The sequence below is a fragment of the Dyella thiooxydans genome, from assembly GCF_001641285.1.
GTDB lineage: Bacteria > Pseudomonadota > Gammaproteobacteria > Xanthomonadales > Rhodanobacteraceae > Dyella_A > Dyella_A thiooxydans.
Map to the genome: position 1 here is coordinate 1,292,475 of NZ_CP014841.1, position 24,299 is coordinate 1,316,773.

Below are 24,299 nucleotides of genomic sequence, written 5' to 3' on the forward strand. Positions count from 1 at the left end.
ATTAGGGGTACAGCGCCGTCTGCAGACGGGTCACGGCTTCGCGCATGGCGGGCACGCCACCAAAGTGCTGGCTGGCGATTTCCGATGGGCTGCCGAAACGGTCGAAGGGATGAAGCTTCAGCAGATCCGACAGATGGTTGAATTGAATGATGCCGCGCTCGACATAGCGCTCAAGTAGCAAGTCGAGGATTTCGCGTGCAGTGTCGCCGTACTGACCGAACAAGGCCGGCACCTCATGGCGCGCCTGCTCGGCGCGTTGGCGACGGGTGAGCAATGGCGCATCCCACGCCAGGTGACATAAGAGATCGAAGGGGTCCGCGTCGGATAGTCCGCTCGCCGAGGCCAGCTCTTCGAAGTTGATCTGCCTTTCAGCCAACTCCTTCAGTACGTCGGCACGAGTGTCCGGCCGGGCCCATGCAGCGTGTAGATCGCCGTGGGTGGGGTACATCGAGCGCACGGTGCGTGCGGAGTAATCGGTGTAGCGCACCACCTGCAGCTTCTTGCCATCGGCATCGAGGTCGTAGACCAGGTGGCCGATAACTTCTACCTCGCCGCCGTCGACGTAGAACTTGCGTGGCTCATTTCGCGGGTCGCCGGTGATCTCGGCGTCCAGCGTCCCCGGTCCGACGGTAATGTCGTGCTCGGGGGCCTCTTCCTGTTCGGCAATAGCCTGTTCGATCTGCACCTCGCCTTGCGCGTCGATGGTGACCTGTTCGATACGCGCCGGCTCACCATCGAATTCCGGATCGGCAAAGTGCCGGGTGGCGGTGCCGGTGAAGTCGATAATATTGAAGAATTCTTTGCCGTAGTCCACCCGCAGGCGCGTGCCGCGGCCGATGATCTGCTTGAACTCGGCACGCGAGCCGACCACGCGGGCGAGCACCACGTTTTTCACCGTTTCGGCATCCACCCCGGTGGTAAGCAGTTGCGAGGTGGTGAGGATGGTAGGAGTCGGCTCATCGACGTCCTGGAAGTCGCTCAGATGCCCCAGCCCGATGGCGCCCTCGTCGCTGGTGACACGGCAGACATAATTTGGGTACTGACGCACAAGGTCACTATTGAGGTTGACCAGCGCCTCGCGCATTTCGGCGGCGTGTTCCTGGTCCACGCAAAAAACCAAGGTCTTTGCGAAGCGATCCGTGGACTTAAGGAAATCGGTCAGGTGCTTCGCCATCGCCTGGGTGCGGGCACGCAACGCCACTGCGCGCTCGAAGTCCTTGGTCTGGTATTCGTCGTCCGGGATGGGGCGGCCGTAGCGATCCAGCTCGTCTTTGTTCGGGCGCCAGCCCGCGGCATCGGCGGTGGTGATGACACGATGCACTCGGTAGGGCGCCAGGAAGCCGTCATCGATGCCCTGCTTCAGGCTGTAGGTGTAGACCGGATTGCCGAAGTATTCGTAGCTATCGCGGGATTCGTCGCGCAACGGCGTGGCCGTCATGCCGAAGTGCACGGCCGGAGCAAAATAGTCCAGCACCTTGCGCCAACTGCTATCGTCGCGGGCCGAGCCGCGATGACATTCGTCGATAACGATGAGGTCGAAGAAGTCGGGCCGGTATTGACGGAACAGATCATCGCTACCGCCGTTGGTGAGCGATTGGTAGATACCGAAATACATATCGCGCGCCAGACTGGGGTCCGCGCTGGTGATTTTGTGTCGCGCGTCTGCAAAAGGCGCAAACATCTTGTCCTTGGGATCGTCAACAAGGATGTTGCGATCGGCGAGAAACAGAATTTTCGGGCGCCGGTGTTCCCCCGCTCGATTCCAGCGGCTGTACCAGAGCTTCCAGCACACCTGAAACGCCACGCATGTCTTGCCCGTGCCAGTCGCCAGTGTGACCAGCACGCGCTTCTGGCCCCGAAGGATCGCCTCCACAACACGGCGGATAGCGATGTCCTGATAGTAGCGAGGAACCTTGCCGGAAATGAGGTTGTACGGTTCCAGCCAGCAGTGCGCGACAGGCTCAGGTAGCTTCGCCTCGCCGTTGAGACGCTGCCATAGTTCCTCCGGGCTAGGATATTTGGAGATCTCTAGCTCGGCGCCAGTCGTGTAATCGATTTCGATGATGCGTCGGCCATTGGTTGCATAGGCGAAGCGCAAGCCCAGCATTTCGGCATATTCACGTGCTTGCTGTACGCCGTTTTCGGCAGGCAGTCCCACCTCCTTCGCCTCCACTACGGCTATGGGAAAGTCTCGGCGTAGATACAACACGTAGTCGGCCCGCCTCCGCTTACCGCGCCGAGGTTTGCCGCCAACTAGCACAATGCGACCGTCAGTTATTGGGTGCTGACCGCCGATCCCATGCGGTGCGTTCTCCCAACCAGCACGCTGCAACGCCGGCAACACGTAGGCGCGGCACGTGTCGTCTTCGGTCAGGATCAGCTTCTCGTCCATGCTCGTCGCTCGTCAGGCGGGCGACAGCAACAAATCCGACCGTGCGGATACCCACTGCCCCCTGTGGCTCTGAACTGTGTCATGCCCCGCCTTGCGGGGCAACGAACAGCCTCACCCGAGCTTCTTGGCGAGATCGGATGCATGGGGATGGTAATACCTAAGCACCATGCGCATGTCCTTGTGTCCCGTAACCTTCGCCAGCTCATGCGCTTGGAGGAGATCAGCCAGGCGGGAAGTCGCCTCATGCCGCAGGTCATGGAAGTGAAGCCCGCTCAAACCAGCCCGCTGGCAAGCACGATCGAAAGCCTGGGATACCGAGTCGGGCTTTAGACCAAACACTCGACCATCGATGCGTCGTGGTAGCCCGCGAAGCGCGCTGATTGCCCGCGTGGAGAGTGGCACGGTGCGAGCGGCACCATTCTTTGTATGGGGGAGATGGGCCGTGCAGGCACGCAGGTCCACGTGCTCCCATCGCAAGTTGCAAAGCTCGCCACGGCGCATGGCTGTCTCCACGGCCAGCCGGATGAATACGCCCAGCTCTACCGAACCCGTGGCAGCGCAGAGCGCCTCGATTTCATCTTGGGTAACACGGCGGTTCCGTGCGTTGGCAACGCGAGGCTTAGACACCGATTCAACCGGGTTGGCCAGCGATTCCATGCCCCACTCGCGGCGCGCCAGGTTGAACACCCTGGACAGCACGGCGAGCCGCCGGACGATGGTGGCTGGCGCATGGCCATCGGACGCCCACGCATCACGTGCCGCGGCTATATCGGAACTCCGAATGCGGGCCATGGAATGCCGAGCTAGCGGAAGGAGCCGTACTGCATTGACGTGGGACCTCTCCCGAGCGGGATCCGACTTCCGCGGCACCCATTCAGAGATATAGCGATCGAGGCACTCGACCAGGGTAGTGCTTTCCGCCGCGCTGGCATCGCGCCACACGCCGCGCTCGATTTCGCTCTCCTGCTTTCGCGCCCAAGCTTCGGCGTCCGCCTGCGTGCGGAACGTCCGCGAAATCGGCGGCGCGTCACCACGCCGAACTTTCGCCTGCCACCGACCTGACTCGCGCTGCGTGATGGTTGCCATGGACTGCCGGGTGTCCCCAATTTGTCCCCGACAGCTTACTATTTGTCATTAAACCTAACAATACCAACACATTAAAGCGACATATTTTAGCATTCGTAATGCGTAGGTCGTAGGTTCGATTCCTATTTCCGGCACCATATACAGCGAAAAGGCCCGCAGCAACGCGGGCCTTTTCGTTTTCCGGATGGGTGGCGTCGGGTCAGGCCGCGGCCGTGCCGTCGCACAGCCGCAGTTCCTTGGGCAGGGCGAAGGTGATGGTTTCCGGCTCGCCGTCCAGCTCGCGCACGCTGCCGGCACCCCAGGATTGCAGCCGGGCGATGACCTCCTTCACCAGCTTGTCCGGCGCCGACGCACCGGCAGTCACGCCAATGCTCGTCACGCCATCGAGCCACTCGCGGGCGATGTGCTCGGCGCCGTCGATCAGGTGGGCCGGCACGCCCTGCTTCTCCGCCAGCTCGCGCAGGCGGTTGGAATTGGAGCTGTTGACCGAGCCGACCACCAGCACCAGGTCGACCGCTTCGGCCAGCCGCCGTACGGCGTCCTGGCGATTCTGGGTGGCGTAGCAGATGTCGTCCTTGCGCGGCCCCTCGATGTCCGGGAAGGTGCCGCGCAGGGCCTCGATGATCGCCCGGGTGTCGTCCACCGACAGCGTGGTCTGGGTGACGTAGGACAGCTGGTGCGGGAACTTCGGCGCCAGTTCGGCCACCTGCTCCACCGACTCCACCAGCAGGATTTCGCCGGTATTGGCCGGGTTCCACTGACCCATCGTGCCCTCGACTTCCGGGTGCCCGGCATGGCCGATCAGGATCACGCTGCGCCCGATGCGCCCCAGCCGGGCGACCTCCATGTGGACCTTGGTGACCAGCGGACAGGTGGCGTCGAACACCTTCAGCCCGCGCAGCTCGGCCTCGCTGCGTACGGCCTGCGACACCCCGTGCGCACTGAAGATCACCGTGGCGCCGTCCGGTACCTCGGCCAGCTCCTCGACGAACACCGCACCGTCGGCGCGCAGCTTGTCGACCACGTAGCGGTTGTGCACCACCTCGTGCCGCACGTAGATCGGCGCACCGTAGGATTCCAGCGCGCGCTCGACGATGGCGATGGCGCGGTCGACACCGGCGCAGAAGCCGCGGGGGTTGGCGAGAAGAATGTCCACAGACGATCCGGCAGATCAGGTAAGGCCGCGATTATCGCATGCCCTGCCCCATGGCCGGATCACCCGGCCTTTCGCCGGTCCGCGAACAGCCCGAACACGACCAGCAACACCGCACCCACGGTGATGCCGCAGTCGGCCACGTTGAAAACCGGATAGCTCCACTGGTGCCAGTAGACCTGGATGAAGTCGGTCACCACCGCCGCGTGCAGGCGGTCGATCATGTTGCCGATCGCACCGCCGATCACCAGGGCCAGCGGCAGCGCCGTGCGCCAGTCGTGCCGCGGCGTACGCGCCAGCCACACCACCAGCACGCTGCTGATCGCCACCGCCAGGGCGACGAAGAACCAGCGCTGCCAACCGGCGCTGCTGGCGAGGAAACTGAAGGCCGCTCCGGGATTGAACGCCAGCGTCCAGTTGAGCAGGCCCGGGATCACCGGGTGCGGCGTGCCGGCCGGTGCCAGCGCATGCTGCGCCCACACCTTGGTCAGTTGGTCGATCAGCACCACGACCGCCGATAGCAGCAGCCAGGGAAGCGCACGGGGTTTCGAAGACATGAAGGACTCTTTCAGGTGGAGCCGGCCCTGCCGGCATCGCATGGCGGCATTCCCGCGCCCTACTAAGGGCGCGGGAATGGAAGTCAGAAGCTGCGGCGCACCTCGCCAGCACCGGCCACGTTCTCCACGCAGCGGCCGCACAGCTCCGGGTGATCCGCATGACTGCCGACATCGTCGCGACGGTGCCAGCAGCGGATGCACTTGGCGGCACCGCTGACCTCGGCGGAGACCCAGGCTTCGGCGCCATCGAGGTCCACCTGCACCGCCGCCTCGGGACGTGGCGCCAACGGTGCCAGGGTCAGCTCGGAGGTAATGAAGAAGAACCGCAGTTCGTCCGCCGCATCGGCGTAGCGCGTCCGCAGCGCATCGTCGGCGTGCACGGTGAGCTTCGCTTCCAGCGCCGCGCCGATCTGCTCGGCCTTGCGCATACCTTCGAGCACGCGCGAGGCGGTCTCGCGGATCGCCAGCAGGTCGGCCCACCAGCGCCGCTGCTCCGGCGAACCCTGGGTGGCGGCCAGGCCGTCGTACCAGGTCTCGAACAGCACGCTGCCGCCACGCTCGCCCGGCAGCGACTGCCAGATTTCCTCGGCGGTGAAGCTCAGCACCGGCGCCAGCCAGCGCACCATCGCCTCGGCGATTCGGTACATCGCGCTCTGCGCGCTGCGCCGGCCCAGGCTCTCCGTCGGCATGGTGTAGAGGCGGTCCTTGGTGATGTCCAGGTACAGCGCACCCAACTCGTTGGTGCAGAAGTTCTGCACGCGGGCGATCACCTCGGGGAAGTCATAGCGCTCGTAGGCGGCCAGCACCGCCTGCTGCACGTCGTACGCCTGCTGCACCGCCCACTGATCGAGCAGCAGGCCGTCCTCGACGGCGACCAGGTGCTTTGCCGGATCGAATCCGTCCAGGTTGCCGAGCAGGAAGCGCGCGGTGTTGCGGATGCGGCGGTAGCTGTCCGAGACGCGCTTCAAGATCTCGTCGGAGACGGTCATCTCGTTGCGGTAGTCGGCCGAGGCCACCCACAGGCGCAGCACGTCGGCGCCCAGGGTATCCATCACCTTCTGCGGCGCCACCACGTTGCCCAGCGACTTGGACATCTTGCGGCCGGCCGCATCCACCGTGAAGCCGTGGGTGAGCACGTGGTGGTACGGCGCGCGGCCGTGGATTGCCGCCGAGGTCAGCAGCGAGGACTGGAACCAGCCGCGATGCTGGTCCGAGCCTTCCAGATACATCACGGTGTAGTCGCCGGCGTCGCCGGCCTGCAGCTCGGGGCGCTGGCCGATCACGCCGAAGTGGGTGACGCCGGAGTCGAACCACACGTCCAGCACATCGGTGACCTTCTCGTAATCCTTGGCCTGGTCGCCCAGCAGCTCGGCCGGATCGAGCGCGTACCAGGCGTCGATGCCGCCCTCTTCCATCCGTTTGGCCACCTGCTCCATCAGCGCGACCGAATCCGGATGTGGCTCGTGTGTGGCCTTGTGCACGAACAGCGCGATCGGCACGCCCCAGGTGCGCTGGCGGCTGATGCACCAGTCCGGACGCCCGGTCACCATGCCGGCGATGCGCTCCTCGCCCCACGCGGGCACCCAGCGCACCTGCTTGATCGAGGCCAGCGCCGCCTCGCGCAGGCCGGCCTGCTCCATGCCGATGAACCACTGCGGCGTGGCGCGGTAGATCACCGGCGTCTTGTGCCGCCAGCAGTGCGGATAGGCATGCTCGATGGTGGCGTGGGCCAGCAGCACGCCGCGGGCTCGCAGGCCCTCGACGATCATCGGATTGGCCTTCCACAGATGCACGCCGGCCAGCGCGGTGCCATCCAGCGCCGGCGTGTCCTCGCGGTAGACGCCGCGACCGTCGACCCGGTTGATCGTGCCGATGCCGTACTGGCGCGACACGGTGAAGTCCTCCACACCGTGGTCCGGCGCGGTGTGCACGGCGCCGGTGCCGTCCTCGGCCGACACGTGGTCACCGAGGATCACCGGCACCTGCCGGGCATAGAACGGATGCTGGAGCTGCATGTTTTCCAGCGCCCGGCCCGGCGCGTGGCCGAGCACCACCGGCTGCTCCACGCCGTAGCGCGGCAGCGCGCGTTCCACCAGCGCGCTGGCGATCACCAGCAGCACGCGACGCCCGTTGCGCGCGGGACCTTCGACCAGCGCGTACTCCAGCTCGGCACCCAGCGACACCGCCAGGCTGGAAGGCAGCGTCCACGGCGTGGTGGTCCAGATCGGCACGGCAACGATGGCGTCGCCCGCGTCCACGCCGAACGCCTTCGCCAGCGCCTGCGGGTCGACCGCGTCGTAGGCCACGTCCACCGCCGGCGACTGTTTGTCGGCGTATTCGATCTCCGCCTCGGCCAGTGCCGAACCGCAGTCGAAGCACCAGTACACCGGCTTGGCGCCGCGCACCACGTGGCCGTTGGCGACGATGCGCGAAAGCGCGCGCACCATGTCCGCCTCATACGTGAAGTCCATCGTGCGGTACGGCTGCTGCCAGTCGCCGAGCACGCCCAGCCGCTTGAAGTCGCTGCGCTGCGTGTCGACCTGGCTGGCCGCGTACTCGCGGCACTTCTGGCGGAACGCGGCGGCGTCGAGCCTGTCGCCCGGTTTGCCGTACTGCTTTTCCACCGCGATCTCGATCGGCAGGCCGTGGCAGTCCCAGCCCGGCACGTACGGCGCGCGGTAGCCGGCCAGCAGCTTGGACTTGACCGTCATGTCCTTGAGGATCTTGTTCACCGCGTGGCCGATGTGGATCGCGCCGTTGGCGTACGGCGGGCCGTCGTGCAGCACGAACACCTTGTCGCGGCCGGCCGCCCTGGCCTGGATCTGCGCGTAGCGATCCACCTGTTCCCACTCGGCCAGCCAGCCCGGCTCGCGCCTGGGCAGGTCGCCGCGCATCGGGAAGTCCGTCTGCGGCAGGTTGATGGTGCTCTTGTAGTCGGTGCTCATCGCTTCGAGTGCCTTCTTCGCTGTCTCGTCCCGGGGCCGCGAGGCCACAGGCGCTGTCTTGCCGCCCGTCGCGCGCGGCGACAGGCGCTCGCGCTGCGGGCGGATGCCTTCAAATAATAATGATTGCCGCGACGGCGCTGGCGCGGTCGCGGGCGGGGTACGGCGAATTGATCGTGTCGCTGAGCATCATGCGCGAGCCAGTACCGGGTTCATGCCCAGGATGGCCCGGGCCGAGCGCGCATCATGATCCATCTGCGCCTTCAGCGCATCCAGTCCATCGAATTTCTGCTCGTCGCGCAGCCTGGCGACGAACTCCACCGCCATGCGCCGGCCGTAGAGATCGCCCTCGAAATCGAACAGGTGCACCTCCAGCAGCGGCTGGGTCACCTGGTTCACCGTGGGGCGCACGCCCAGGCTGGCCACGCCGGGCCAGGCGCATTCGCTATTGCCCAGGCCGACCCGGACCGCGAAGATGCCCTGCACCGGGCTGACCCGGCTGTGCAGGTGGATGTTGGCGGTGGGATAGCCCAGGGTCCGGCCCAACTGGTTGCCGTATTCGACCTTGCCCTCGATGACGAACGGCCGCCCAAGCAACGGTGCGGCGGCGGCAAAATCGCCCGCGGCCAGCAGCTCGCGTACCCGGGTCGCCGAGACGCGCTCGTCGTGCAGCAACACCGGCGGCATGGTGCGGGCGACAAAACCCAGCTCCCGCCCCATCCGCTCCAGCAGCGCCACGTCGCCCGCGCGCTTGTGCCCGAAGCGGAAGTCGCCGCCCACCCACACTTCGCGGGCGGCGAGGCGTTCGACCAGTACCTGCCGCACGAAAGCCTCGGGCGTCATCGCCGCCAGCGCCGCGTTGAAGCGCAGCAGCAGCGCCTGCGAGATGCCGGCCGCGTCGAAGCCGACCAGCTTCTCGCGAACGCTGGAGAGCCGGGGAACCGGCTGCGGCGAGAAGTACGCCCGCGGCAGTGGCTCGAAACTGATCACTGCCGGCTCGCAGTCGAGCGCTGCAGCGCGTTCCCGCACCTCCGCGAGCAGGGCCTGGTGGCCGCGGTGCAGGCCATCGAACGCACCGATCGCCGCGACGCTTCCGCGTGGCGCCAAGCAGGGTCCCGCGACGTCCCGTGAAAGCTTGATCATCGGGCCATTATACCGGCCCGCCACGCGGCCCGGGCCTCAATGGGCACGCAGGTCACGCAGCCGGAAGCCCAGCGCGAACAGCGCAGCGACGTAGGTGCCGCCGCCGGCAATCACCAGCACCATCAGATGCCACACGCGGGCGGACACCTTCACGTCGCTCCAGTCCGGCCATAGCCAGCGCCCGGCCAGCAGCACCGCCACCATGGCCACGCAGGCCACCCCCAGCCGCAGCCAGTGGCGCGACCAGCCCGGCGCGCGGCGGTACACGCCGTCCCGCTTCAGCCAGTGCCACAACAGCAGGAAGTTCACGTAGCTCGACAGCGAGCTGGCGATGGCCAGCCCCACGTGCAGGCCGCGCACCTGGGCGATGCCGGCGATCCAGCTCCCCGCCAGCTGAGCCGGAGTCGCCCACAGCTGGTACAGCAGCGCGATGAACACACCGTTGAACACCATGTTGGCCACCAGCGCCACCACGCCAGCCCGAACCGGGGTGCGCGTGTCCTGCCGCGAATAGAACGCCGGCAACAGCACCTTTACCAGCGCATAGGCCGGCAGGCCGGCGCTCAGGGCCAGCACCGACATCGCTGCCATCCGTGCGTCGGTCGCGGTGAAGCGGCCGTTCTGGAAGAAGGTCGATACCAGCGGCTCGGCCAGCAGCAGCAGTGCCAGCATCGCCGGCAAGGCGATCAGCAGGGTGATCCGCAGCCCCCAGTCCAGTGCGCGCGAGAAGCCCTCGCGATCGGTCCCGACGTGGTGGCGCGACAGCGAGGGCAGGATCACCGTACCCAGCGCCACGCCGAACACCCCCAGCGGAAGCTCGAGGAAGCGCGTGGCCTGCCACAGCCAGGTCTGCGAGCCGGTTACCAGGAAGGAGATCACCACCGTGTCGAGCAGCAGGTTGAGCTGCGCCACCGAAGAGCCGAACAGGGTCGGCACCATCAGCCGCATGATCCGTCGCACCATGGGGTGGCTCCAGCCCCAGCGCGGCCGCTGCAGCAACCCGAGCTGACGCACCGCCGGCAGCAGGAACAGCCACTGCAGCACGCCGGCCACCAGCACCGCCCAGCCCATTGCCATGATCGGCACCTGCAGCCGCGGTGCCAGCCACAGCGCACCGGCGATCATGCACAGGTTGAGGATCACCGGCGCCAACGCCGGCAGCGCGAAGCGGTGGAAGCTGTTCAGCACGCCGGCCGCCAGTGCGTTCAGCGAGACGAAGAAGATGAAGGGAAAGGTCAGCCGCACCAGGTCGGTGGTCAGGTCGAACTTGTGCGGATTGTCCAGCGCCCCCGGAGCGAACATCGAGGCGACCTGCGGCGCGAACACCAGGCCCAGCCCGGTCACCGCCAGCAGCACGCCGCCCAGCGTCCCCGACACCCGGGCCAGCAACTCCTTGAGCTGCTCGCGGGTGCCGGTTTCCTTCACCTCGGTGAACACCGGCACGAACGCCGTGGAGAACGACCCCTCGGCGAACAGGCGCCGCATGAAGTTGGGAATGCGGAAGGCGATCACGAAGGCGTCCGTCGCCGCGCTGGCACCGAACACGTGGCTCATGGAGATATCGCGAACCAGTCCGAGGACGCGCGAGACCATGGTCATGCTGCTGAACGACAGCAGCCCGCGCAGCATGCTGGGAGACTTCATGCGGGTGACGCCACCTCTGTGGATGGATACGGTGCGAGCCGTGGCACGGCGCGCAAAGGGCGTAGTGTGACAGCGGCAGGGGGCGCGATGACAGGCTCAGGTGTGGCACAATCCGGGCACGCAGCGACCGTCATCGACGGCCTGTCACACCGGGCGCCGCAAGCGCCCATCGGTCGCGCCAAGTGCTTGACGCCATAGCGCAATGCACGCATAATTGCGCGTCTTTTTCCAACCCCAAGCGATTTCGGAGTTTTACCTTGGCCAACATCAAGTCCGCGAAGAAGCGTGCGCGCCAGTCCGAGCAGCGCCGCCTGCGCAACGTCAGCGCCCGCTCCATGGTGCGCACCGCCCTCAAGAAGGTCGTCAAGGCCATCGAGGCCAAGGACAAGGCTGCCGCGGTCGAGGCCTTTGCCGCCGCCCAGCCGGTCATGGATCGCTACGCCGCGCGTGGCCTGATCCACAAGAACAAGGCCGCTCGCCACAAGAGCCGCCTTAACGCGAAGATCCGCGAACTGGCCTGAAGCCAGAACGCTCCTTCGGGTTGGTGAACAAGCCGGCGCAAGCCGGCTTTTTCTTTGCCCGGCGCCCGCCTTACCCGGCAACGCCGTCAGCGGGCATCAACTCGGCGACCAGGGCGGCGACGGTCGCACGGGCGGTCTCGTCACGATCCACCGGCAGATCCAGCAGTCGCTCGTTGCGCCAGCGCATGGCCGAACGCTGCAGCGTGCGCGCCGAGGCATGGACTTCGTCGACGCCGCTGCGCCCCAGCACCTCGCGAACGTTGTCCGGCCGGATGCCGGCCCCGGCCATCACCCGGATGCGGCCTGCCGACTGCCGGACCCGCGCAGCGATGGCTTCGGCCCCTTCCAGCGCGCTCGGGCAGCCGCCGGACGTGAGCACGCGCTCGCAACCCAGCACGACGACATCCTCCAGCGCCTCCGCCGGATCGCGGGCCGCGTCGAATGCGCGATGGAAGGTCACGCCCAGCGGCCCGGCGGCCTCCACCAGGGTGCGACAGAATGACCGATCGACGCGCCCATCAGCATCCAGCGCACCGATCACCACGCCATCGCAGCCGAGACGGACGCAGGCATCCACGTCGCGCAGCATGATTTCCAGCTCGGCTTCGCCGTAGAGGAAATCCCCGGTCCGCGGCCGGATCAGCACATGCAGCGGGATCGAAAGCCGGTCGCGTGCGATCGCCACCAGCCCATACGAGGGCGTGACCCCGCCACCGGCGAGGTTGCCGCACAGCTCGACGCGCCCCGCCCCGCCCGCCTGGGCGGCCAGCGCCGACTCGAGCGAGCCCGCAGCGATCTCGAGCAGGGGCATCAGTTGAAACTCGTGCGGTAGACGCTGGGGGAACCGAACACCCGATCCTGCGAGTCGGCATCGCATACCGCGTAGGTGAAGCCGTGCTGGATCGCGAAGGCACCGACTGCACCGTCACGACGCAAGGCGAGAAAGCCGACCTGCAACTCCTTCGCGCCGTCGGGTCTCTTCTTGACGATGCGGCGCACCGCCTCCTCGCAGGCTTCCTGCGGGCTGCGTCCCTGGCGCATCAGCTCGACCACCAGGAAGCTGCCGGCGTTGCGGATCACCTCCTCTCCTACACCGGTGGAGGTGGCGCCACCGACCTCACCGTCGACATACAGGCCGGCACCGATGATCGGGCTGTCACCGACCCGGCCGTGGAGCTTCCAGGCCATGCCGCTGGTGGTGCAGGCGCCGGCCAGATGCCCGTGGGCATCCACTGCCAGCATGCCGATCGTGTCGTGATTGTGCTTGCCGCCGGGCAACCCGAGGCTCTGGTGATAGTCGCGGTTCTCGCTGTTCGGCACCGGGCGGTACTTCGCCTCCTTCATCCACGCGTGCCAGGCCTTCTCGGCCTCCGGAGTGAGCAGATCCTGCTCGTGGAAACCCTGCTCCCGGGCGAACTGGAGCGCGCCTTCGCCCACCAGCAGAACATGCGGCGTCACCTCCATCACCCGGCGCGCCACCCGGATCGGGTGCACGATGCGCTCGATACACGCCACTGCGCCGCAGCGGCCGTCGCCGTCCATGATGCTGGCGTCCAGCGTGACGTGACCGTCCCGGTCGGGATAGCCGCCCAGACCCACGCTGTGGTTGGCGCGATCGGCCTCGGGGATCTGCACGCCGGCCTCCACCGCGTCCAGCGCCTTGCCGCCCGGGCCCAGCAACGCCCAGGCCGCCCGGTTGGCGGGGACGCCAAAGTCCCAGGTCGATACCACGCGGGCCCCGGCGCGCGCCGGAATTGCCGCCCGCTGTGCCGGCTCGGTCGTGGCCGCCGCACCGATCGACGGCACCGCCAGCGCACTGGCGGTCATCAGCGTGCTCTTGAGGAAATCGCGACGGGTGGGCATTGGAAAAGCGCTCCTTTCGACGGTCTCGCGGCCGGAAGCGCCCATGATGCCCTGACTCGGGCCGCGCGCGAGAGCGCAACGGCCCGGGCGAAGCCTTACTCCGGCTGCGAGGCCCCGCCCCGGCTGCGCACGTCGTCGGGCGCGAAGTCGGTCTGGACTTCCTCCTCGGCCGCGCGTCGCTGCGACTCGAAGAAGCGCTGCACCTGCTGGCAGACCGCCAACGTGTTGTCGCGGGCGATCGCCGAGACGAGGAACCACGGCTGGGTCCAGCCCAGTCGCTGGACGATGTCTTCCGCCACCACCTGACGCTCGTCTTCCGGCAGAACATCGGCCTTGTTGAGGACCAGCCAGCGGGGGCGATCCAGCAGATCCGGGTCGAACTTGGTCAGCTCCTGCTCGATCGCACGCACCTGTTCGACCGGATCGGTGCCGTCGATCGGCGCGATGTCCACCAGGTGCAGCAGCAGGCGCGTGCGCGATACGTGGCGCAGGAACTGGATGCCCAAGCCGGCGCCGTCCGCCGCACCCTCGATCAGGCCGGGAATGTCGGCGATCACGAAACTCTGGTCGGTACCGAGGCTGACCACGCCGAGGTTCGGGTGCAGCGTGGTGAACGGATAGTCCGCCACCCGCGGGGTCGCGGCCGAAACGGCGCGGATGAAGGTCGACTTGCCCGCATTGGGAAAACCCAGCAACCCGACGTCGGCGAGCAGCTTGAGCTCGAGCTTGAGCTCGCGCACCTCACCCGGCGTACCGTCAGTCGCCTTGCGGGGCGCCCGGTTCACCGAGCTCTTGAAATGGATGTTGCCCAGGCCGCCCTTGCCGCCCTGGGCCACCAGCAGGCGCTGACCGTGCTGGGTCAGGTCGCCGATGACCTCGTCGGTATCGACGTTGGTGACCACGGTGCCGACCGGCACCCGGACGATGGTGTCATCGCCGCCCTTGCCGTACATGTCCGAACCCATGCCGTTCTCGCCGCGCTGGGCCTTGAACACGCGCTGGTGGCGGAAATCGACCAGCGTGTTGAGGCCCTCGTCGGCGACCAGCCATACCGAGCCGCCGTGGCCACCGTCGCCGCCGTTGGGGCCGCCGAAGGGAATGAACTTCTCGCGGCGGAAACTGACGCAGCCGTTGCCGCCGTTGCCGGCATGGACCTTGATGACTGCTTCATCGACGAATTTCATGGGATCTGCCCGGAACGCGTAGCATGGATCGAAAGGGTAACCGGGAATCCGGTGAGCGGGTCGCCCGCCCGGTTCGCCGCCCCGGAAAAAACAAAGGCCCCGCCGGAGCGGGGCCTTCGCGCATCGCGACGCGGCCGGCTTAGGCCGGGATCACGTCGACGAAGCGGCGGTTCTTGGCGCCGCGGACCTTGAACTGCACGGTGCCGTCGACCAGCGCGTACAGGGTGTGGTCGCGACCGAGACCCACGCCGGTACCGGCATGGAACTGGGTGCCGCGCTGACGCACGATGATGTTGCCGGCCTCGATGGCCTGGCCGCCGTAGATCTTCACGCCGAGGTACTTCGGGTTCGAATCGCGACCGTTGCGGCTGGAACCTACGCCTTTTTTATGTGCCATGACTCAATGCTCCAGTTGCTCAGGCGTTGATGCCCGTGATTTCCACTTCGGTGAAGTGCTGACGATGACCCTGCTGCTTCTTGTGGTGCTTGCGGCGGCGGAACTTGATGATCCGCACCTTGTCCGCGCGACCATGCTTGCGCACGGTGGCCGAGACGGTGGCGCCGGCCACGGTCGGCGCGCCGACGGTGATCGACTCGCCTGCACCGACCAGCAGGACCTGGTCGAAATTCACGGTGGCGCCTTCTTCGGCGTTCAGCAGCTCGACGCGCAGGACGTCGCCCTGCTGCACCCGGTACTGCTTGCCACCGGTCTTGATGACTGCGTAACTCATGGGAATGTCCCTTCTGTCGTTATTCTCTTGGGTTCCGACACGCCTAACCGAGCGCATTGGACTGCCGAGTATAACGAGGGCAAGAACCACTGGTCAATCCTTGACCACCCGGCGCCGACAAGCCCGGTCAGGGGCTGCTGGCTGCCGCTGCCGGCGCCACCAAAGCGGGCTGGGGCCCGGATGCCGGCGGGCAGCGCCTTTCCGCGGTCAGGGTGCCGTTCTGCTGCAACTGGGCCATCATCGCCTGGGCCCGCTGCTCGCCCCATTGCCGCCCCATCTGCATGACTTCGGCCATGATCGACGGCTGCTCCAGCAGCAGCTTCTTACCAAGCGGTGAGCGGTAGAACTTCAGCAGCCCCCGGACATCCTGCTCGGTGAAGTGCCGCTGGTAGATGGGCACCAGCTTAGCACTGAGTTCCCGGGTGGCCTGGTCGTCGAGGAACCCGTTCCAGTAGCTGGCCGGCACGCAGGGAAGCTGCTTGCCCATCATCGCCGCCATCTGGGCATTCATCTGCTGGAACATGCGGTCGGTACCGAACAAGCCCATCAATTCCCGAACCTGCTTGGCGCTGGCCTGGCCGGCCATGACCGACGGTGCTCCCGCCGCAAGCAGCAAACCGGCAAGTGCACCGATGAAGTGCTGGCCAAACCGCTTGTACGTCATGCACGGGACTCCGGATTCGTCGGGAAGCGCCCATTTAGCCACAGCAGCGCACCGTTCATGGCGGCACCGGCGATCCCCGCGGTCAGCTAGCACCCAGCCAGTCACCGGGCATTGCTATATTGGTCGTTTCCCCCCATCTGACCACGCGATGGACACCATTCGCATTCGCGGCGCACGCACGCACAATCTCAAGAACATCGACCTGGACCTGCCGCGCGATCGGCTGATCGTGATCACCGGCCTGTCCGGCTCGGGCAAATCCTCGCTGGCCTTCGACACCATCTATGCCGAAGGCCAGCGGCGTTACGTCGAGTCGCTCTCGGCGTACGCGCGGCAGTTCCTGTCGATGATGGAAAAGCCCGATGTCGACCACATCGAAGGCCTGTCGCCGGCGATCTCGATCGAGCAGAAGTCGACCTCGCACAACCCGCGCTCCACCGTGGGCACGATCACCGAGGTCTACGACTACCTGCGCCTGCTGTACGCCCGCGTCGGCACGCCACGCTGCCCGGACCACGGCATCCCGCTGGAGGCGCAGACGGTCAGCCAGATGGTCGACGCCACGCTGGCGATGGATCCGGAAAAGCGCCTGATGCTGCTGGCGCCGGTGATCCGCGACCGCAAGGGCGAGCACGTGCAGGTGTTCGAGCAGCTGCGCGCGCAGGGCTTCGTGCGCGCCCGCGTCGACGGCGCGGTCTACGACCTCGACGCGGTGCCGCCGCTGACCCTGCGCCAGAAGCACACGATCGAGGTGGTGGTCGACCGCTTCCGCCCGCGCGAGGACATCAAGCAGCGGCTGGCCGAATCGTTCGAGACGGCGCTGCGGCTGGGTGACGGCCTGGTCCTGCTGGCCGACATGGATCACACCGACCAGCCCGACCAGATGCTGTCCTCGCGCTACTCCTGCCCAGTCTGCGACTACTCGCTGCCCGAGCTGGAACCGCGGCTGTTCTCGTTCAACTCGCCGATCGGCGCCTGCCCCGACTGTGACGGACTGGGCGTAACCCAGGTGTTCGACCCGGCGCGGGTGGTCGGCCATCCGGAACTGTCGCTGGCCGGCGGCGCAATCCGCGGCTGGGACCGGCGCAATCCGCACTACTTCCAGATGCTGCAGTCGCTGGCCTCGCACTACGGCTTCGACGTCGACACGCCGTGGCAGAAACTGCCCGCGGCGACGCAGAAGGCGGTGCTGCATGGCAGCGGGCGCGAGCCGATCGCGTTCCGCTACATCACCGAGCGCGGTGGCCGCGTGACCCGCGAGCATCCGTTCGAGGGCATCCTGCCGAACCTGGAACGCCGCTACAAAGAAACCGAGTCGATGGCGGTGCGCGAGGAGCTGTCCAAGTACATCAGCGACCAGCCCTGCCCGGCCTGCGAAGGCCAGCGGCTGAACCGTTCGGCACGCAACGTCTTCGTCGCAGACCATGCCCTGCCCGCGCTGACCCACCGCTCGATCGACGACTCGCTGGCGTTCTTCCAGACGCTGACGCTGACCGGCTGGCGCGGCGAGATCGCGGTGAAGATCGTCAAGGAGATCCGCGAACGGCTGACCTTCCTCAGCGACGTCGGACTGAACTACCTCACCCTGGACCGCACCGCCGACACACTGTCCGGCGGCGAAGCCCAGCGTATCCGCCTGGCCAGCCAGATCGGTGCCGGCCTGGTCGGCGTGATGTACGTGCTGGACGAGCCGTCGATCGGCCTGCACCAGCGCGACAACGAGCGCCTGCTCGGCACACTGACCCGGCTGCGCGACCTCGGCAATACGGTGATCGTGGTCGAACACGACGAGGACGCCATCCGCATGGCCGACCACGTGCTCGACATCGGCCCCGGCGCCGGCGTGCACGGCGGCGAGATCGTGGCGCAGGGCTCGGTGGACGATGTGCTCGCCTCGCCGCGCTCGGTCACCGGCCAGTTCCTTTCCGGCAAGCGCGCCATCGAGGTGCCCGAGAAGCGTCGCCAGCCGGCCGACAAGGCGTCCTGGCTGCACCTGAAGGGCGCCAGCGGCAACAATCTGAAGAACGTCGACCTGGCGATTCCGGCCGGGCTGTTCACCTGCATCACCGGTGTGTCCGGCTCGGGCAAGTCGACCCTGGTCAACGACACCCTGTTCCGGCTGGCCGCGATGGAACTCAACGGTGCTTCGACGCAGCCGGCGCCGTACCAGTCGGTCACCGGCATGGACCTGTTCGACAAGGTGGTCGACATCGACCAGTCGCCGATCGGCCGCACGCCGCGCTCCAACCCGGCCACCTATACCGGCCTGTTCACCCCGCTGCGCGAGATGTTCGCGCAGGTGCCGGAAGCGCGCTCGCGCGGCTACACGCCGGGCCGCTTCAGCTTCAACGTACGCGGCGGCCGCTGCGAGGCCTGCGAAGGCGACGGCATGATCAAGGTGGAGATGCACTTCCTGCCCGACGTCTACGTGCCCTGCGACGTCTGCCACGGCAAGCGCTACAACCGCGAGACGCTGGACATCCTCTACAAGGGCCACACGATTGCCGATGTGCTCGACATGACGGTGGAGGATGCGCTGAAGCTGTTCGAGAACGTGCCGACCATCGCACGCAAGCTCGACACCCTGCGCGCGGTCGGACTGGACTACATCAAGCTGGGCCAGAGCGCGACCACCCTGTCCGGCGGCGAGGCGCAGCGCGTGAAGCTGTCCAAGGAGCTGTCCAAGCGGGATACCGGCCGCACCCTGTACATCCTCGACGAGCCGACCACCGGCCTGCACTTCCACGACATCGAGCAACTGCTCGACGTGCTGCACCAGCTGGTCGACCAGGGCAATACCGTGGTGGTGATCGAGCACAACCTCGACGTGATCAAGACCGCCGACTGGATCGTCGACCTCGGCCCCGAGGGTGGCTCCGGCGGCGGGCGCATCCTGGTCTCGGGCACGCCGGAAACGGTGGCTGCCACGGCCGGCTCGCATACCGGCCACTTCCTTGCGCCGCACCTGCGCTCGACCAAGGCCACCAAGGCCAAGCGCGCCGACGCACCGAAGCGCACCAAGGCCGCCACCAAACACATCGCCTCGGCCGACAAACACCGGCCCATGCCCAGGAAGAAACGTTCGTGACCACCGAAGAAGGCGCCACCAAGCGCCCCCGCAAGACCCGCGAAAAAGAGGCGACCGCAGCCCCTGCCGAGGTTGTACCGCGGTCTCAGGAAGGCACGACCCCGCTGTTCGTTGCCGAACTGGACGCCCGCTGGCGCGACCTGGATGCGTTCAACCACGTCAACAACGCGACCTATCTGACCTACCTCGAGGAAGCCCGGTTGCAGTGGCTGAGCCACGTGCCCGGCCCGTGGTTCGACGAGCACGCCATGCCGGTACTCGCGGCCAGCCAGCTCAACTACCGTCTGCCGATCGCCTGGCCGGCGCGCCTGTCGGTGATGCTGTCGTGCGAGCGGCTCGGCAACAGCTCGATCACCCTCGCCCACCGCATCGTCGATGCGGACGAGCCGGAGCGGCTCTACTGCGACGGCCACGTGGTACTGGTCTGGATGGACCCGCACAGCGGCAAGCCGGTGCCGCTGCCCCAGGCGATCCGGGATTCGGCACACACGGTCTCGCCGGCCGCCTGAACGCGGCAGGTGGGAAAAAGGGGTTGCCCGCCATGACGCCCGGCTTGCCTGCGCTTCACGTGCGATGGCTAAGATGACCGGCGTTTCCACGAAAGGAGCTCGAACGGTGCGCCCACTCCGCCTCTCCCTGATCACCCTCGGCATGCTTGCCTGCGCCGGCGCGCAGGCCGCCGCGACGGATGCCACCTCAATCACCGTCTACCGCAGCGACGACGCCTCGCTGTTCAACAACGATGGCGCACCGTTGAATAGCGGTTACGCCATGGTGCGCGAGCCGCGACGGCTCGATCTGACGTCCGGCACGCAGGACGTCAGCCTCGGCGGCCTGCCGCAGTTCCTCGATCCGGAAGCGCTCTCGCTTCGCTTCAGGGATGCCGCAGCCACCGTGATATCGCAGCGGCTGCGCCTGGTGCAGGGCGAATCGGCGGGTCTGTCGGACCTGGTCGGTCGCGATATCGATGTACTCGGCGCCAGCGGCAACGTGCTGGCCAGCGGCAAGTTGCTCTCCGCCCGCGGCAGCCTCGAACTGCGCCAGGGTGATGCCACGGTGCTGGTGCACGACTACGCTGCCGTTCGCGCCACCGGACCGATCCAACGCGGCGCCCGACTGGATCTGCGCGTCGACGCCAAGCACCGTGGTCCGGCGCAGGCACAGCTCGGCTTCGTCACCGCCGGCCTGGGCTGGCGTGCTTCCTACATCGGCACGCTGGCGCCAGGGGGGGGCTGCCGCATGACGCTGGAGTCACGCGCAAGTGTGGCCAACCGCAGCGGCAGCGACTGGCACGACGCCGACCTCACCCTCATCGCCGGCGCACCGAACCTGGCCAAGCCGAACGCCCCGGGACCGAGGGTGATGGCCTTCAGCGCCAAGGCGGCACGCGACATGCCCGAGCAGTCTACCCTTGCGGACTATCGCAGCTTCCACCTGCCGGCCCCGGTCGACCTGCCCGATGGCACCGTAAGCCTGCTGCCGCTGTATGCCACGCGCACGGTGTCGTGCGAACGAACGGCGCTGTACGAGAGCGGCAACGCCTACCAGCCGCCGATGCCGATGGTCCAGCCGGGCTTCAACCCGGGTGGCCAGGAGCAGGTCACCAGCACCCTGGCCTTCGATGCCTTCGACAGCCTGCCCGCCGGCTACCTGCGGGTGCTCGCCGACGACGCCCACGGCGCGGCGCAGGTGATCGGCGAGGGCCGGGTGGAAGACACCCCCAGGGGCGGCAAGGTCACGCTCACCCTGGGCAACGCGTTCGATCTGCGGGTGAAGCGCGAGCGCACCGCCTTCCATGTTGACCGCACAGGGCGGACCATGGACGAGGCGTTCCGGCTCACCCTCACCAATGCCGGCGATGAAGCCCGCGTCGTCACCGTGCGCGAACATCCTTCGCGGTGGCACACATGGACCCTGGCCTCGTCCAGCCAGAAGCCCACGGACATCACGCCGGACACGCTGAGCTTCGCCGTGAAGGTCCCCGCCAACGGCAAGACGACGCTCGACTATGCCGTGCGCTACACCTGGACTGCCGACGTCCAGCCGCAATAACCGAACTACCGGAGCCGTCATGCTCAACCGCATTTCCCACGACCACCTCGTCGAGATCCAGCTGGCGCGACCGCCAGTCAACGCGCTGAACCGCGAGTTGCTGGTCGCACTGCAGCAGGCCATCACCGAAGCGACCGGGAGTGGTGCGCGCGGCGTCGTGCTGTCCGGCAGCCCGGGCATGTTCTCCGCCGGCGTCGACGTGCCGGCCCTGCTGGGGCGCGAGCGCGCCGAGGTGCGCGCATTCTGGCGCGAATTCTTCGCCACCTGCGGCGTGCTCGCACGCTCGCCGATTCCGGTCGTCGCCGCGATCACCGGCCACAGCCCGGCCGGCGGCGCCGTGCTCTCGCTGTTCTGCGACTACCGGGTGATGGCGGAGGGGCCGTTCAAGATCGGCCTCAACGAGGTGCAGGTCGGCCTGGTGGTGCCGGACTGCATTCAGTTCGCCCTGCGCCGGGTGGTCGGCGCCTATCGTGCCGAACGGCTGCTGGTCGCCGGAGCGATGATCGAGTCGAAGGACGCGCTGGCCTGCGGCTTCGTGGACGAAACCACCGCCGTCGACCAGGTCGTGACGCGGGCGCTGTTCTGGCTGCGCGAGCTTACCGCCCTGCCGGCCCACGCGATGCTGGCCACCCGGGCACTGGCGCGGGCCGACCTGGCCGAAGCCTATGCCGACATCGACGCGCTGCCGCTGGACGCATTCGTCGACGGCTTCTTCCGGCCGGACACCCAGGCAGTGCTGCAGGCGCTGGTCGCGCGCCTGGGCAAGAAGTGACCGGCTACCCGACCGCGACCGGCCGCGCCGGATCGCTGATCCAGCCACTCCACGAAGGCGGATAGAGCCGCGAACCACCGAGCCCCGCCCGCTCCATCGCGAGCATGTTGTGGATCGCCGTGACGCCTGAGCCGCACATGTGCACGGCCGCGGCGGGATCGCGTCCCCCAAGCAGCGCCAGCCATTCCTCGCGCAGCGCCGCGACCGGCTTGAATCGGCCGTCCGGCTCGAGGTTGCTGGCAAAGGGACGGTTCAAGGCGCCCGGCACGTGGCCGGCCACGCGGTCGAGTGGCTCTACCTCGCCGCGGTAACGCGGCTCGGCCCGGGCGTCGACCAGGTTCCCCTTCGATGCGGCATCCGCCGCACCGGCGTGGTCGACGACCATCGACGGTTCGAAGCTGATCTCCACGTGGGTCGGCGCGCGGGCTGCCGGCTCGCCGGCCTCCAGTGGCTGTCCCGCCGTCAGCCAGGCGGCCAGCCCGCCATCGAGCACGGCTACGGCCTGCGCACCGACTGCGCGCAACATCCACCAGAGGCGGGCCGCAGCCAGCGCACCGTTGCCTGCGTCGTAGCAGACCACCGGGAGATCCGGCCGCCAGCCCCAGCGCCCCAGCGTGGCGGAAAACGCCGCCGCGCTGGGCAGCGGGTGCCGGCCCAGCCCTTCGGACTGCCGCGAGAGGTCGGACAGGTCGTGGTCGAGATCGGCATAGACCGCACCGGGAATATGGCCGGCCAGGAAGTCGCGCCGCCCCTGGGTCGGATCGGCCAGGTCGACGCGACAGTCGAAGATCATGACCTCGCCGGCCGGGATGCCGGCCAACCCGGCGACGTCGATCAGCGGTGCGGAAAAGCTCATGCCCGGCCCATCCTCTGCAGGAGATTCAGAAGCATCGCCGCGGTGGCACCCCAGATGCGGTGTCCCCCGTGGACAAATTCCACCATCGGCCGGCGATGACCGCGGTATTCCATCGTGTAGCGACGCAGGTTGGCCGGTTCCAGGAAGAATGACAGTGGCACCTCGAACACTTCGGCCACCTCGTCCGGCGCCGGTGCCAGCACCGCCTGCTCGGCGATCCGCGCCACCACCGGGGTCACGCAGTAGCCGCTGATCGTCTCGAACATGTCGAGAAAACCGAGTGGCGAGACATGGCCGGGATCCAGTCCGATCTCTTCCCGGCTCTCGCGCAGCGCGGTGGCGATCACGTCGCGATCTTCGGGATCGCTGCCGCCGCCCGGAAACGCCACCTGTCCGGCGTGCGAGGCGAGGTGCGCCGTACGCACGGTCAGCACCACCCGGGGATCCACGCCCTCCCGCACACCCACCAGTACGGCGGCCGGCCGGCGCTCGACCGAGCCGAGCAGTTCGCTCATCTGCACATGGTTCCATCCCGGCGGCTGCGGCGGCTCGGCCAGCGGCACGAGCGCTGGCGCCAGCTCGCGCCAGATACCGTCCATCACGACACCTTGCGCGTGGGTAGCACCACGTTCATGAGGTACATCCGCTCGGTATCGTGCATGGTCCCCCAGCGGGCGATCTCGCCCATGGAGCGCTGGCATCCCATGCAGTAACCCCGTCCGTCCAGCCGGCACACGCCAGTGCAGGGGGTCAACGGAGCATTGGAAAAGGAAGCGCGGGGATCGTTCGGCATGGCCGACGATGATAGCGCCTGCGACGCCTCGCAGATCAGGGCGAATCGACGCTCAACAACTGGATGTCAAACACCAGCGCCTCGTTCGGGCCGATCCTGGGCAATGCGCCTCGTTCGCCGTAGGCCAGGCGCGGCGGAATCACCACTTTCCAGCGATCGCCGACGTGCATGCGCGGTATCACGTCGCGCCAACCAGGGATCACGCTCTTCACCGTGAACGAGGCCGGCTGGCCGTGGGCCCAGGTGCTGTCGAACTCGGTGCCGTCGATCAGCATGCCGCGATAGTTGACCGTGACCTTGCTGTCCACCGTGGGGCTGGCGCCGCCGTCGCCCTTAGAGATCACCGCGTACTGCACGCCCGAGGGCAGCTGCACCACCCCCGGCTGGGCCCGGTTGTGCGCCATGAACTGCTCGCTCTTGCGTTCGTTGGCTTCGGCGATGCGTTTGAACTCGGCCACGGCGTTGGCGTGCATCTGCTCGTCGAGCGCCCGCAGCTGGGAACGCATCTCCGCCGTCGGGACGGACGGCTGGCGCTTGGCGTAGGCATCGGCAATGGCCCGCTGCAGTGTCGGCAGATCGACCGCCGGCTGGCCATCGGCGAACTGGCTGCCGATCTGGTAGCCGATCGCGTAGGACAGCTTGGACTTGTCGATCACAGGCGCTGGCGCCGGGGACTTGGAGGGTTGCTGCGCATGCACCGCGCCGACCAGCCCGAGTCCCGCCAACAGTCCTGCCCACTTGCCCATGCCATCCTCCGGATCGTGACGCCAGCCCCGCATGCTACTGCCCGACGTGAGCCCCGTGCAGGGCCTCGGCGGTTGACTGGCCCCGCATGAGATTCCGGGGGGCGTCAAAGGT

Annotated in this window: 22 protein-coding genes; 5 read left to right on the forward strand and 17 right to left on the reverse strand. The window is 67.3% G+C overall.

Going from position 1 to position 24,299, the window contains the following annotated elements; genetic code table 11:
• Window position 1: 1 nt before the first annotated feature.
• The 7 genes from hsdR to murJ all read right to left on the reverse strand — a co-directional run bounded on the left by hsdR (window position 2) and on the right by murJ (window position 10,917).
• A complete protein-coding gene (gene hsdR, locus ATSB10_RS05890) occupies window positions 2-2,392 on the reverse strand; it encodes an EcoAI/FtnUII family type I restriction enzme subunit R (protein WP_063671229.1) in 2,391 nt (796 codons plus the stop codon).
• Window positions 2,393-2,503: 111 nt separating this feature from the next.
• Window positions 2,504-3,478: a tyrosine-type recombinase/integrase gene (locus tag ATSB10_RS18895; protein WP_083966101.1), complete on the reverse strand. Its 975-nt coding sequence runs from the start codon at window positions 3,476-3,478 to the stop codon at window positions 2,504-2,506.
• Between the two features lie 199 nt (window positions 3,479-3,677).
• Window positions 3,678-4,634: a 4-hydroxy-3-methylbut-2-enyl diphosphate reductase gene (gene ispH, locus ATSB10_RS05900; RefSeq protein ID WP_063671231.1), complete on the reverse strand. Its 957-nt coding sequence runs from the start codon at window positions 4,632-4,634 to the stop codon at window positions 3,678-3,680.
• 59 nt (window positions 4,635-4,693) lie between these two features.
• Window positions 4,694-5,188 carry a signal peptidase II gene (gene lspA / locus ATSB10_RS05905; RefSeq protein ID WP_063671233.1) on the reverse strand — a complete coding sequence of 165 codons (495 nt, stop codon included), beginning with the start codon at window positions 5,186-5,188 and terminating at the stop codon, window positions 4,694-4,696.
• A gap of 83 nt (window positions 5,189-5,271) precedes the next feature.
• Window positions 5,272-8,133 (reverse strand): isoleucine--tRNA ligase, encoded by a 2,862-nt coding sequence (gene ileS, locus ATSB10_RS05910; protein ID WP_063671235.1) that lies wholly within the window; start codon window positions 8,131-8,133, stop codon window positions 5,272-5,274.
• Window positions 8,134-8,319: 186 nt separating this feature from the next.
• The gene (locus ATSB10_RS05915; protein ID WP_063671237.1) at window positions 8,320-9,273 is read right to left on the reverse strand and encodes a bifunctional riboflavin kinase/FAD synthetase; all 954 of its coding nucleotides are present in this window, start codon (window positions 9,271-9,273) and stop codon (window positions 8,320-8,322) included.
• Window positions 9,274-9,309: 36 nt separating this feature from the next.
• Window positions 9,310-10,917: a murein biosynthesis integral membrane protein MurJ gene (murJ, locus tag ATSB10_RS05920; RefSeq protein WP_063671239.1), complete on the reverse strand. Its 1,608-nt coding sequence runs from the start codon at window positions 10,915-10,917 to the stop codon at window positions 9,310-9,312.
• 257 nt (window positions 10,918-11,174) lie between these two features.
• Between murJ and rpsT the strand changes: the two genes are divergently transcribed.
• Entirely contained in the window at window positions 11,175-11,438 is a 264-nt protein-coding gene (gene rpsT, locus ATSB10_RS05925) for a 30S ribosomal protein S20 (RefSeq protein WP_017460878.1), read from the forward strand.
• A 70-nt stretch (window positions 11,439-11,508) separates the two neighbouring features.
• On the opposite strand, the gene ATSB10_RS05930 is transcribed toward rpsT, so the two are convergent.
• The 6 genes from ATSB10_RS05930 to ATSB10_RS05955 form a co-directional block, all read right to left on the reverse strand.
• A complete protein-coding gene (locus ATSB10_RS05930; protein WP_063671241.1) occupies window positions 11,509-12,249 on the reverse strand; it encodes a copper homeostasis protein CutC in 741 nt (246 codons plus the stop codon).
• Window positions 12,249-13,301, reverse strand: a complete 1,053-nt coding sequence (locus ATSB10_RS05935) for a glycosylasparaginase (RefSeq protein WP_063671243.1) — start codon at window positions 13,299-13,301, stop codon at window positions 12,249-12,251. The genes ATSB10_RS05930 and ATSB10_RS05935 overlap by 1 nt, the downstream gene beginning before the upstream one ends.
• A gap of 95 nt (window positions 13,302-13,396) precedes the next feature.
• Window positions 13,397-14,485: an Obg family GTPase CgtA gene (cgtA, locus tag ATSB10_RS05940; RefSeq protein WP_063671245.1), complete on the reverse strand. Its 1,089-nt coding sequence runs from the start codon at window positions 14,483-14,485 to the stop codon at window positions 13,397-13,399.
• 139 nt (window positions 14,486-14,624) lie between these two features.
• Window positions 14,625-14,882: a 50S ribosomal protein L27 gene (gene rpmA, locus ATSB10_RS05945; RefSeq protein ID WP_017460882.1), complete on the reverse strand. Its 258-nt coding sequence runs from the start codon at window positions 14,880-14,882 to the stop codon at window positions 14,625-14,627.
• 19 nt (window positions 14,883-14,901) lie between these two features.
• On the reverse strand, window positions 14,902-15,216 hold the full coding sequence (gene rplU, locus ATSB10_RS05950; RefSeq protein ID WP_063671246.1) for a 50S ribosomal protein L21: 315 nt from the start codon (window positions 15,214-15,216) through the stop codon (window positions 14,902-14,904).
• Window positions 15,217-15,343: 127 nt separating this feature from the next.
• Window positions 15,344-15,880: a DUF2059 domain-containing protein gene (locus tag ATSB10_RS05955; RefSeq protein ID WP_063671248.1), complete on the reverse strand. Its 537-nt coding sequence runs from the start codon at window positions 15,878-15,880 to the stop codon at window positions 15,344-15,346.
• A 148-nt stretch (window positions 15,881-16,028) separates the two neighbouring features.
• Here ATSB10_RS05955 and uvrA point away from each other — a divergent pair, with 148 nt between their 5' ends.
• The 4 genes from uvrA to ATSB10_RS05975 all read left to right on the forward strand — a co-directional run bounded on the left by uvrA (window position 16,029) and on the right by ATSB10_RS05975 (window position 21,792).
• A complete protein-coding gene (uvrA, locus tag ATSB10_RS05960; RefSeq protein WP_063671250.1) occupies window positions 16,029-18,968 on the forward strand; it encodes an excinuclease ABC subunit UvrA in 2,940 nt (979 codons plus the stop codon).
• Window positions 18,965-19,477, forward strand: coding sequence for an acyl-CoA thioesterase (locus ATSB10_RS05965; RefSeq protein WP_083966102.1), 513 nt, complete (start codon window positions 18,965-18,967; stop codon window positions 19,475-19,477). The genes uvrA and ATSB10_RS05965 overlap by 4 nt, the downstream gene beginning before the upstream one ends.
• Window positions 19,478-19,583: 106 nt before the next feature.
• Window positions 19,584-21,020 (forward strand): DUF4139 domain-containing protein, encoded by a 1,437-nt coding sequence (locus ATSB10_RS05970; RefSeq protein WP_236886503.1) that lies wholly within the window; start codon window positions 19,584-19,586, stop codon window positions 21,018-21,020.
• Window positions 21,021-21,039: 19 nt separating this feature from the next.
• Window positions 21,040-21,792: an enoyl-CoA hydratase/isomerase family protein gene (locus tag ATSB10_RS05975; protein WP_063671256.1), complete on the forward strand. Its 753-nt coding sequence runs from the start codon at window positions 21,040-21,042 to the stop codon at window positions 21,790-21,792.
• 4 nt (window positions 21,793-21,796) lie between these two features.
• On the opposite strand, the gene ATSB10_RS05980 is transcribed toward ATSB10_RS05975, so the two are convergent.
• The 4 genes from ATSB10_RS05980 to bamJ all read right to left on the reverse strand — a co-directional run bounded on the left by ATSB10_RS05980 (window position 21,797) and on the right by bamJ (window position 24,187).
• A complete protein-coding gene (locus ATSB10_RS05980) occupies window positions 21,797-22,648 on the reverse strand; it encodes a sulfurtransferase (protein ID WP_063671257.1) in 852 nt (283 codons plus the stop codon).
• Window positions 22,645-23,247: a CoA pyrophosphatase gene (locus ATSB10_RS05985; RefSeq protein WP_017460890.1), complete on the reverse strand. Its 603-nt coding sequence runs from the start codon at window positions 23,245-23,247 to the stop codon at window positions 22,645-22,647. The genes ATSB10_RS05980 and ATSB10_RS05985 overlap by 4 nt, the downstream gene beginning before the upstream one ends.
• Window positions 23,247-23,354 carry a DUF1289 domain-containing protein gene (locus tag ATSB10_RS19655; protein WP_236886504.1) on the reverse strand — a complete coding sequence of 36 codons (108 nt, stop codon included), beginning with the start codon at window positions 23,352-23,354 and terminating at the stop codon, window positions 23,247-23,249. Before ATSB10_RS19655 ends, ATSB10_RS05985 begins: the two co-directional genes overlap by 1 nt.
• Before the next feature lie 122 nt (window positions 23,355-23,476).
• Entirely contained in the window at window positions 23,477-24,187 is a 711-nt protein-coding gene (gene bamJ / locus ATSB10_RS05990; protein ID WP_063671259.1) for a BamJ family beta-barrel-assembly machinery protein, read from the reverse strand.
• Window positions 24,188-24,299: the final 112 nt, after the last annotated feature.

Coding starts and splice junctions, on each gene's coding strand:
- hsdR (WP_063671229.1), bottom strand. CDS start 2,392: ATGGACGAGAAGCTGATCCTGACCGAAGACGACACGTGCCGCGCCTAC.
- ATSB10_RS18895 (WP_083966101.1), bottom strand. CDS start 3,478: ATGGCAACCATCACGCAGCGCGAGTCAGGTCGGTGGCAGGCGAAAGTT.
- lspA (WP_063671233.1), bottom strand. CDS start 5,188: ATGTCTTCGAAACCCCGTGCGCTTCCCTGGCTGCTGCTATCGGCGGTC.
- ileS (WP_063671235.1), bottom strand. CDS start 8,133: ATGAGCACCGACTACAAGAGCACCATCAACCTGCCGCAGACGGACTTC.
- ATSB10_RS05915 (WP_063671237.1), bottom strand. CDS start 9,273: ATGATCAAGCTTTCACGGGACGTCGCGGGACCCTGCTTGGCGCCACGC.
- murJ (WP_063671239.1), bottom strand. CDS start 10,917: ATGAAGTCTCCCAGCATGCTGCGCGGGCTGCTGTCGTTCAGCAGCATG.
- ATSB10_RS05930 (WP_063671241.1), bottom strand. CDS start 12,249: ATGCCCCTGCTCGAGATCGCTGCGGGCTCGCTCGAGTCGGCGCTGGCC.
- ATSB10_RS05935 (WP_063671243.1), bottom strand. CDS start 13,301: ATGCCCACCCGTCGCGATTTCCTCAAGAGCACGCTGATGACCGCCAGT.
- cgtA (WP_063671245.1), bottom strand. CDS start 14,485: ATGAAATTCGTCGATGAAGCAGTCATCAAGGTCCATGCCGGCAACGGC.
- rpmA (WP_017460882.1), bottom strand. CDS start 14,882: ATGGCACATAAAAAAGGCGTAGGTTCCAGCCGCAACGGTCGCGATTCG.
- rplU (WP_063671246.1), bottom strand. CDS start 15,216: ATGAGTTACGCAGTCATCAAGACCGGTGGCAAGCAGTACCGGGTGCAG.
- ATSB10_RS05955 (WP_063671248.1), bottom strand. CDS start 15,880: ATGACGTACAAGCGGTTTGGCCAGCACTTCATCGGTGCACTTGCCGGT.
- uvrA (WP_063671250.1), top strand. CDS start 16,029: ATGGACACCATTCGCATTCGCGGCGCACGCACGCACAATCTCAAGAAC.
- ATSB10_RS05975 (WP_063671256.1), top strand. CDS start 21,040: ATGCTCAACCGCATTTCCCACGACCACCTCGTCGAGATCCAGCTGGCG.
- ATSB10_RS05980 (WP_063671257.1), bottom strand. CDS start 22,648: ATGAGCTTTTCCGCACCGCTGATCGACGTCGCCGGGTTGGCCGGCATC.
- ATSB10_RS05985 (WP_017460890.1), bottom strand. CDS start 23,247: ATGGACGGTATCTGGCGCGAGCTGGCGCCAGCGCTCGTGCCGCTGGCC.
- ATSB10_RS19655 (WP_236886504.1), bottom strand. CDS start 23,354: ATGGGATGCCAGCGCTCCATGGGCGAGATCGCCCGCTGGGGGACCATG.
- bamJ (WP_063671259.1), bottom strand. CDS start 24,187: ATGGGCAAGTGGGCAGGACTGTTGGCGGGACTCGGGCTGGTCGGCGCG.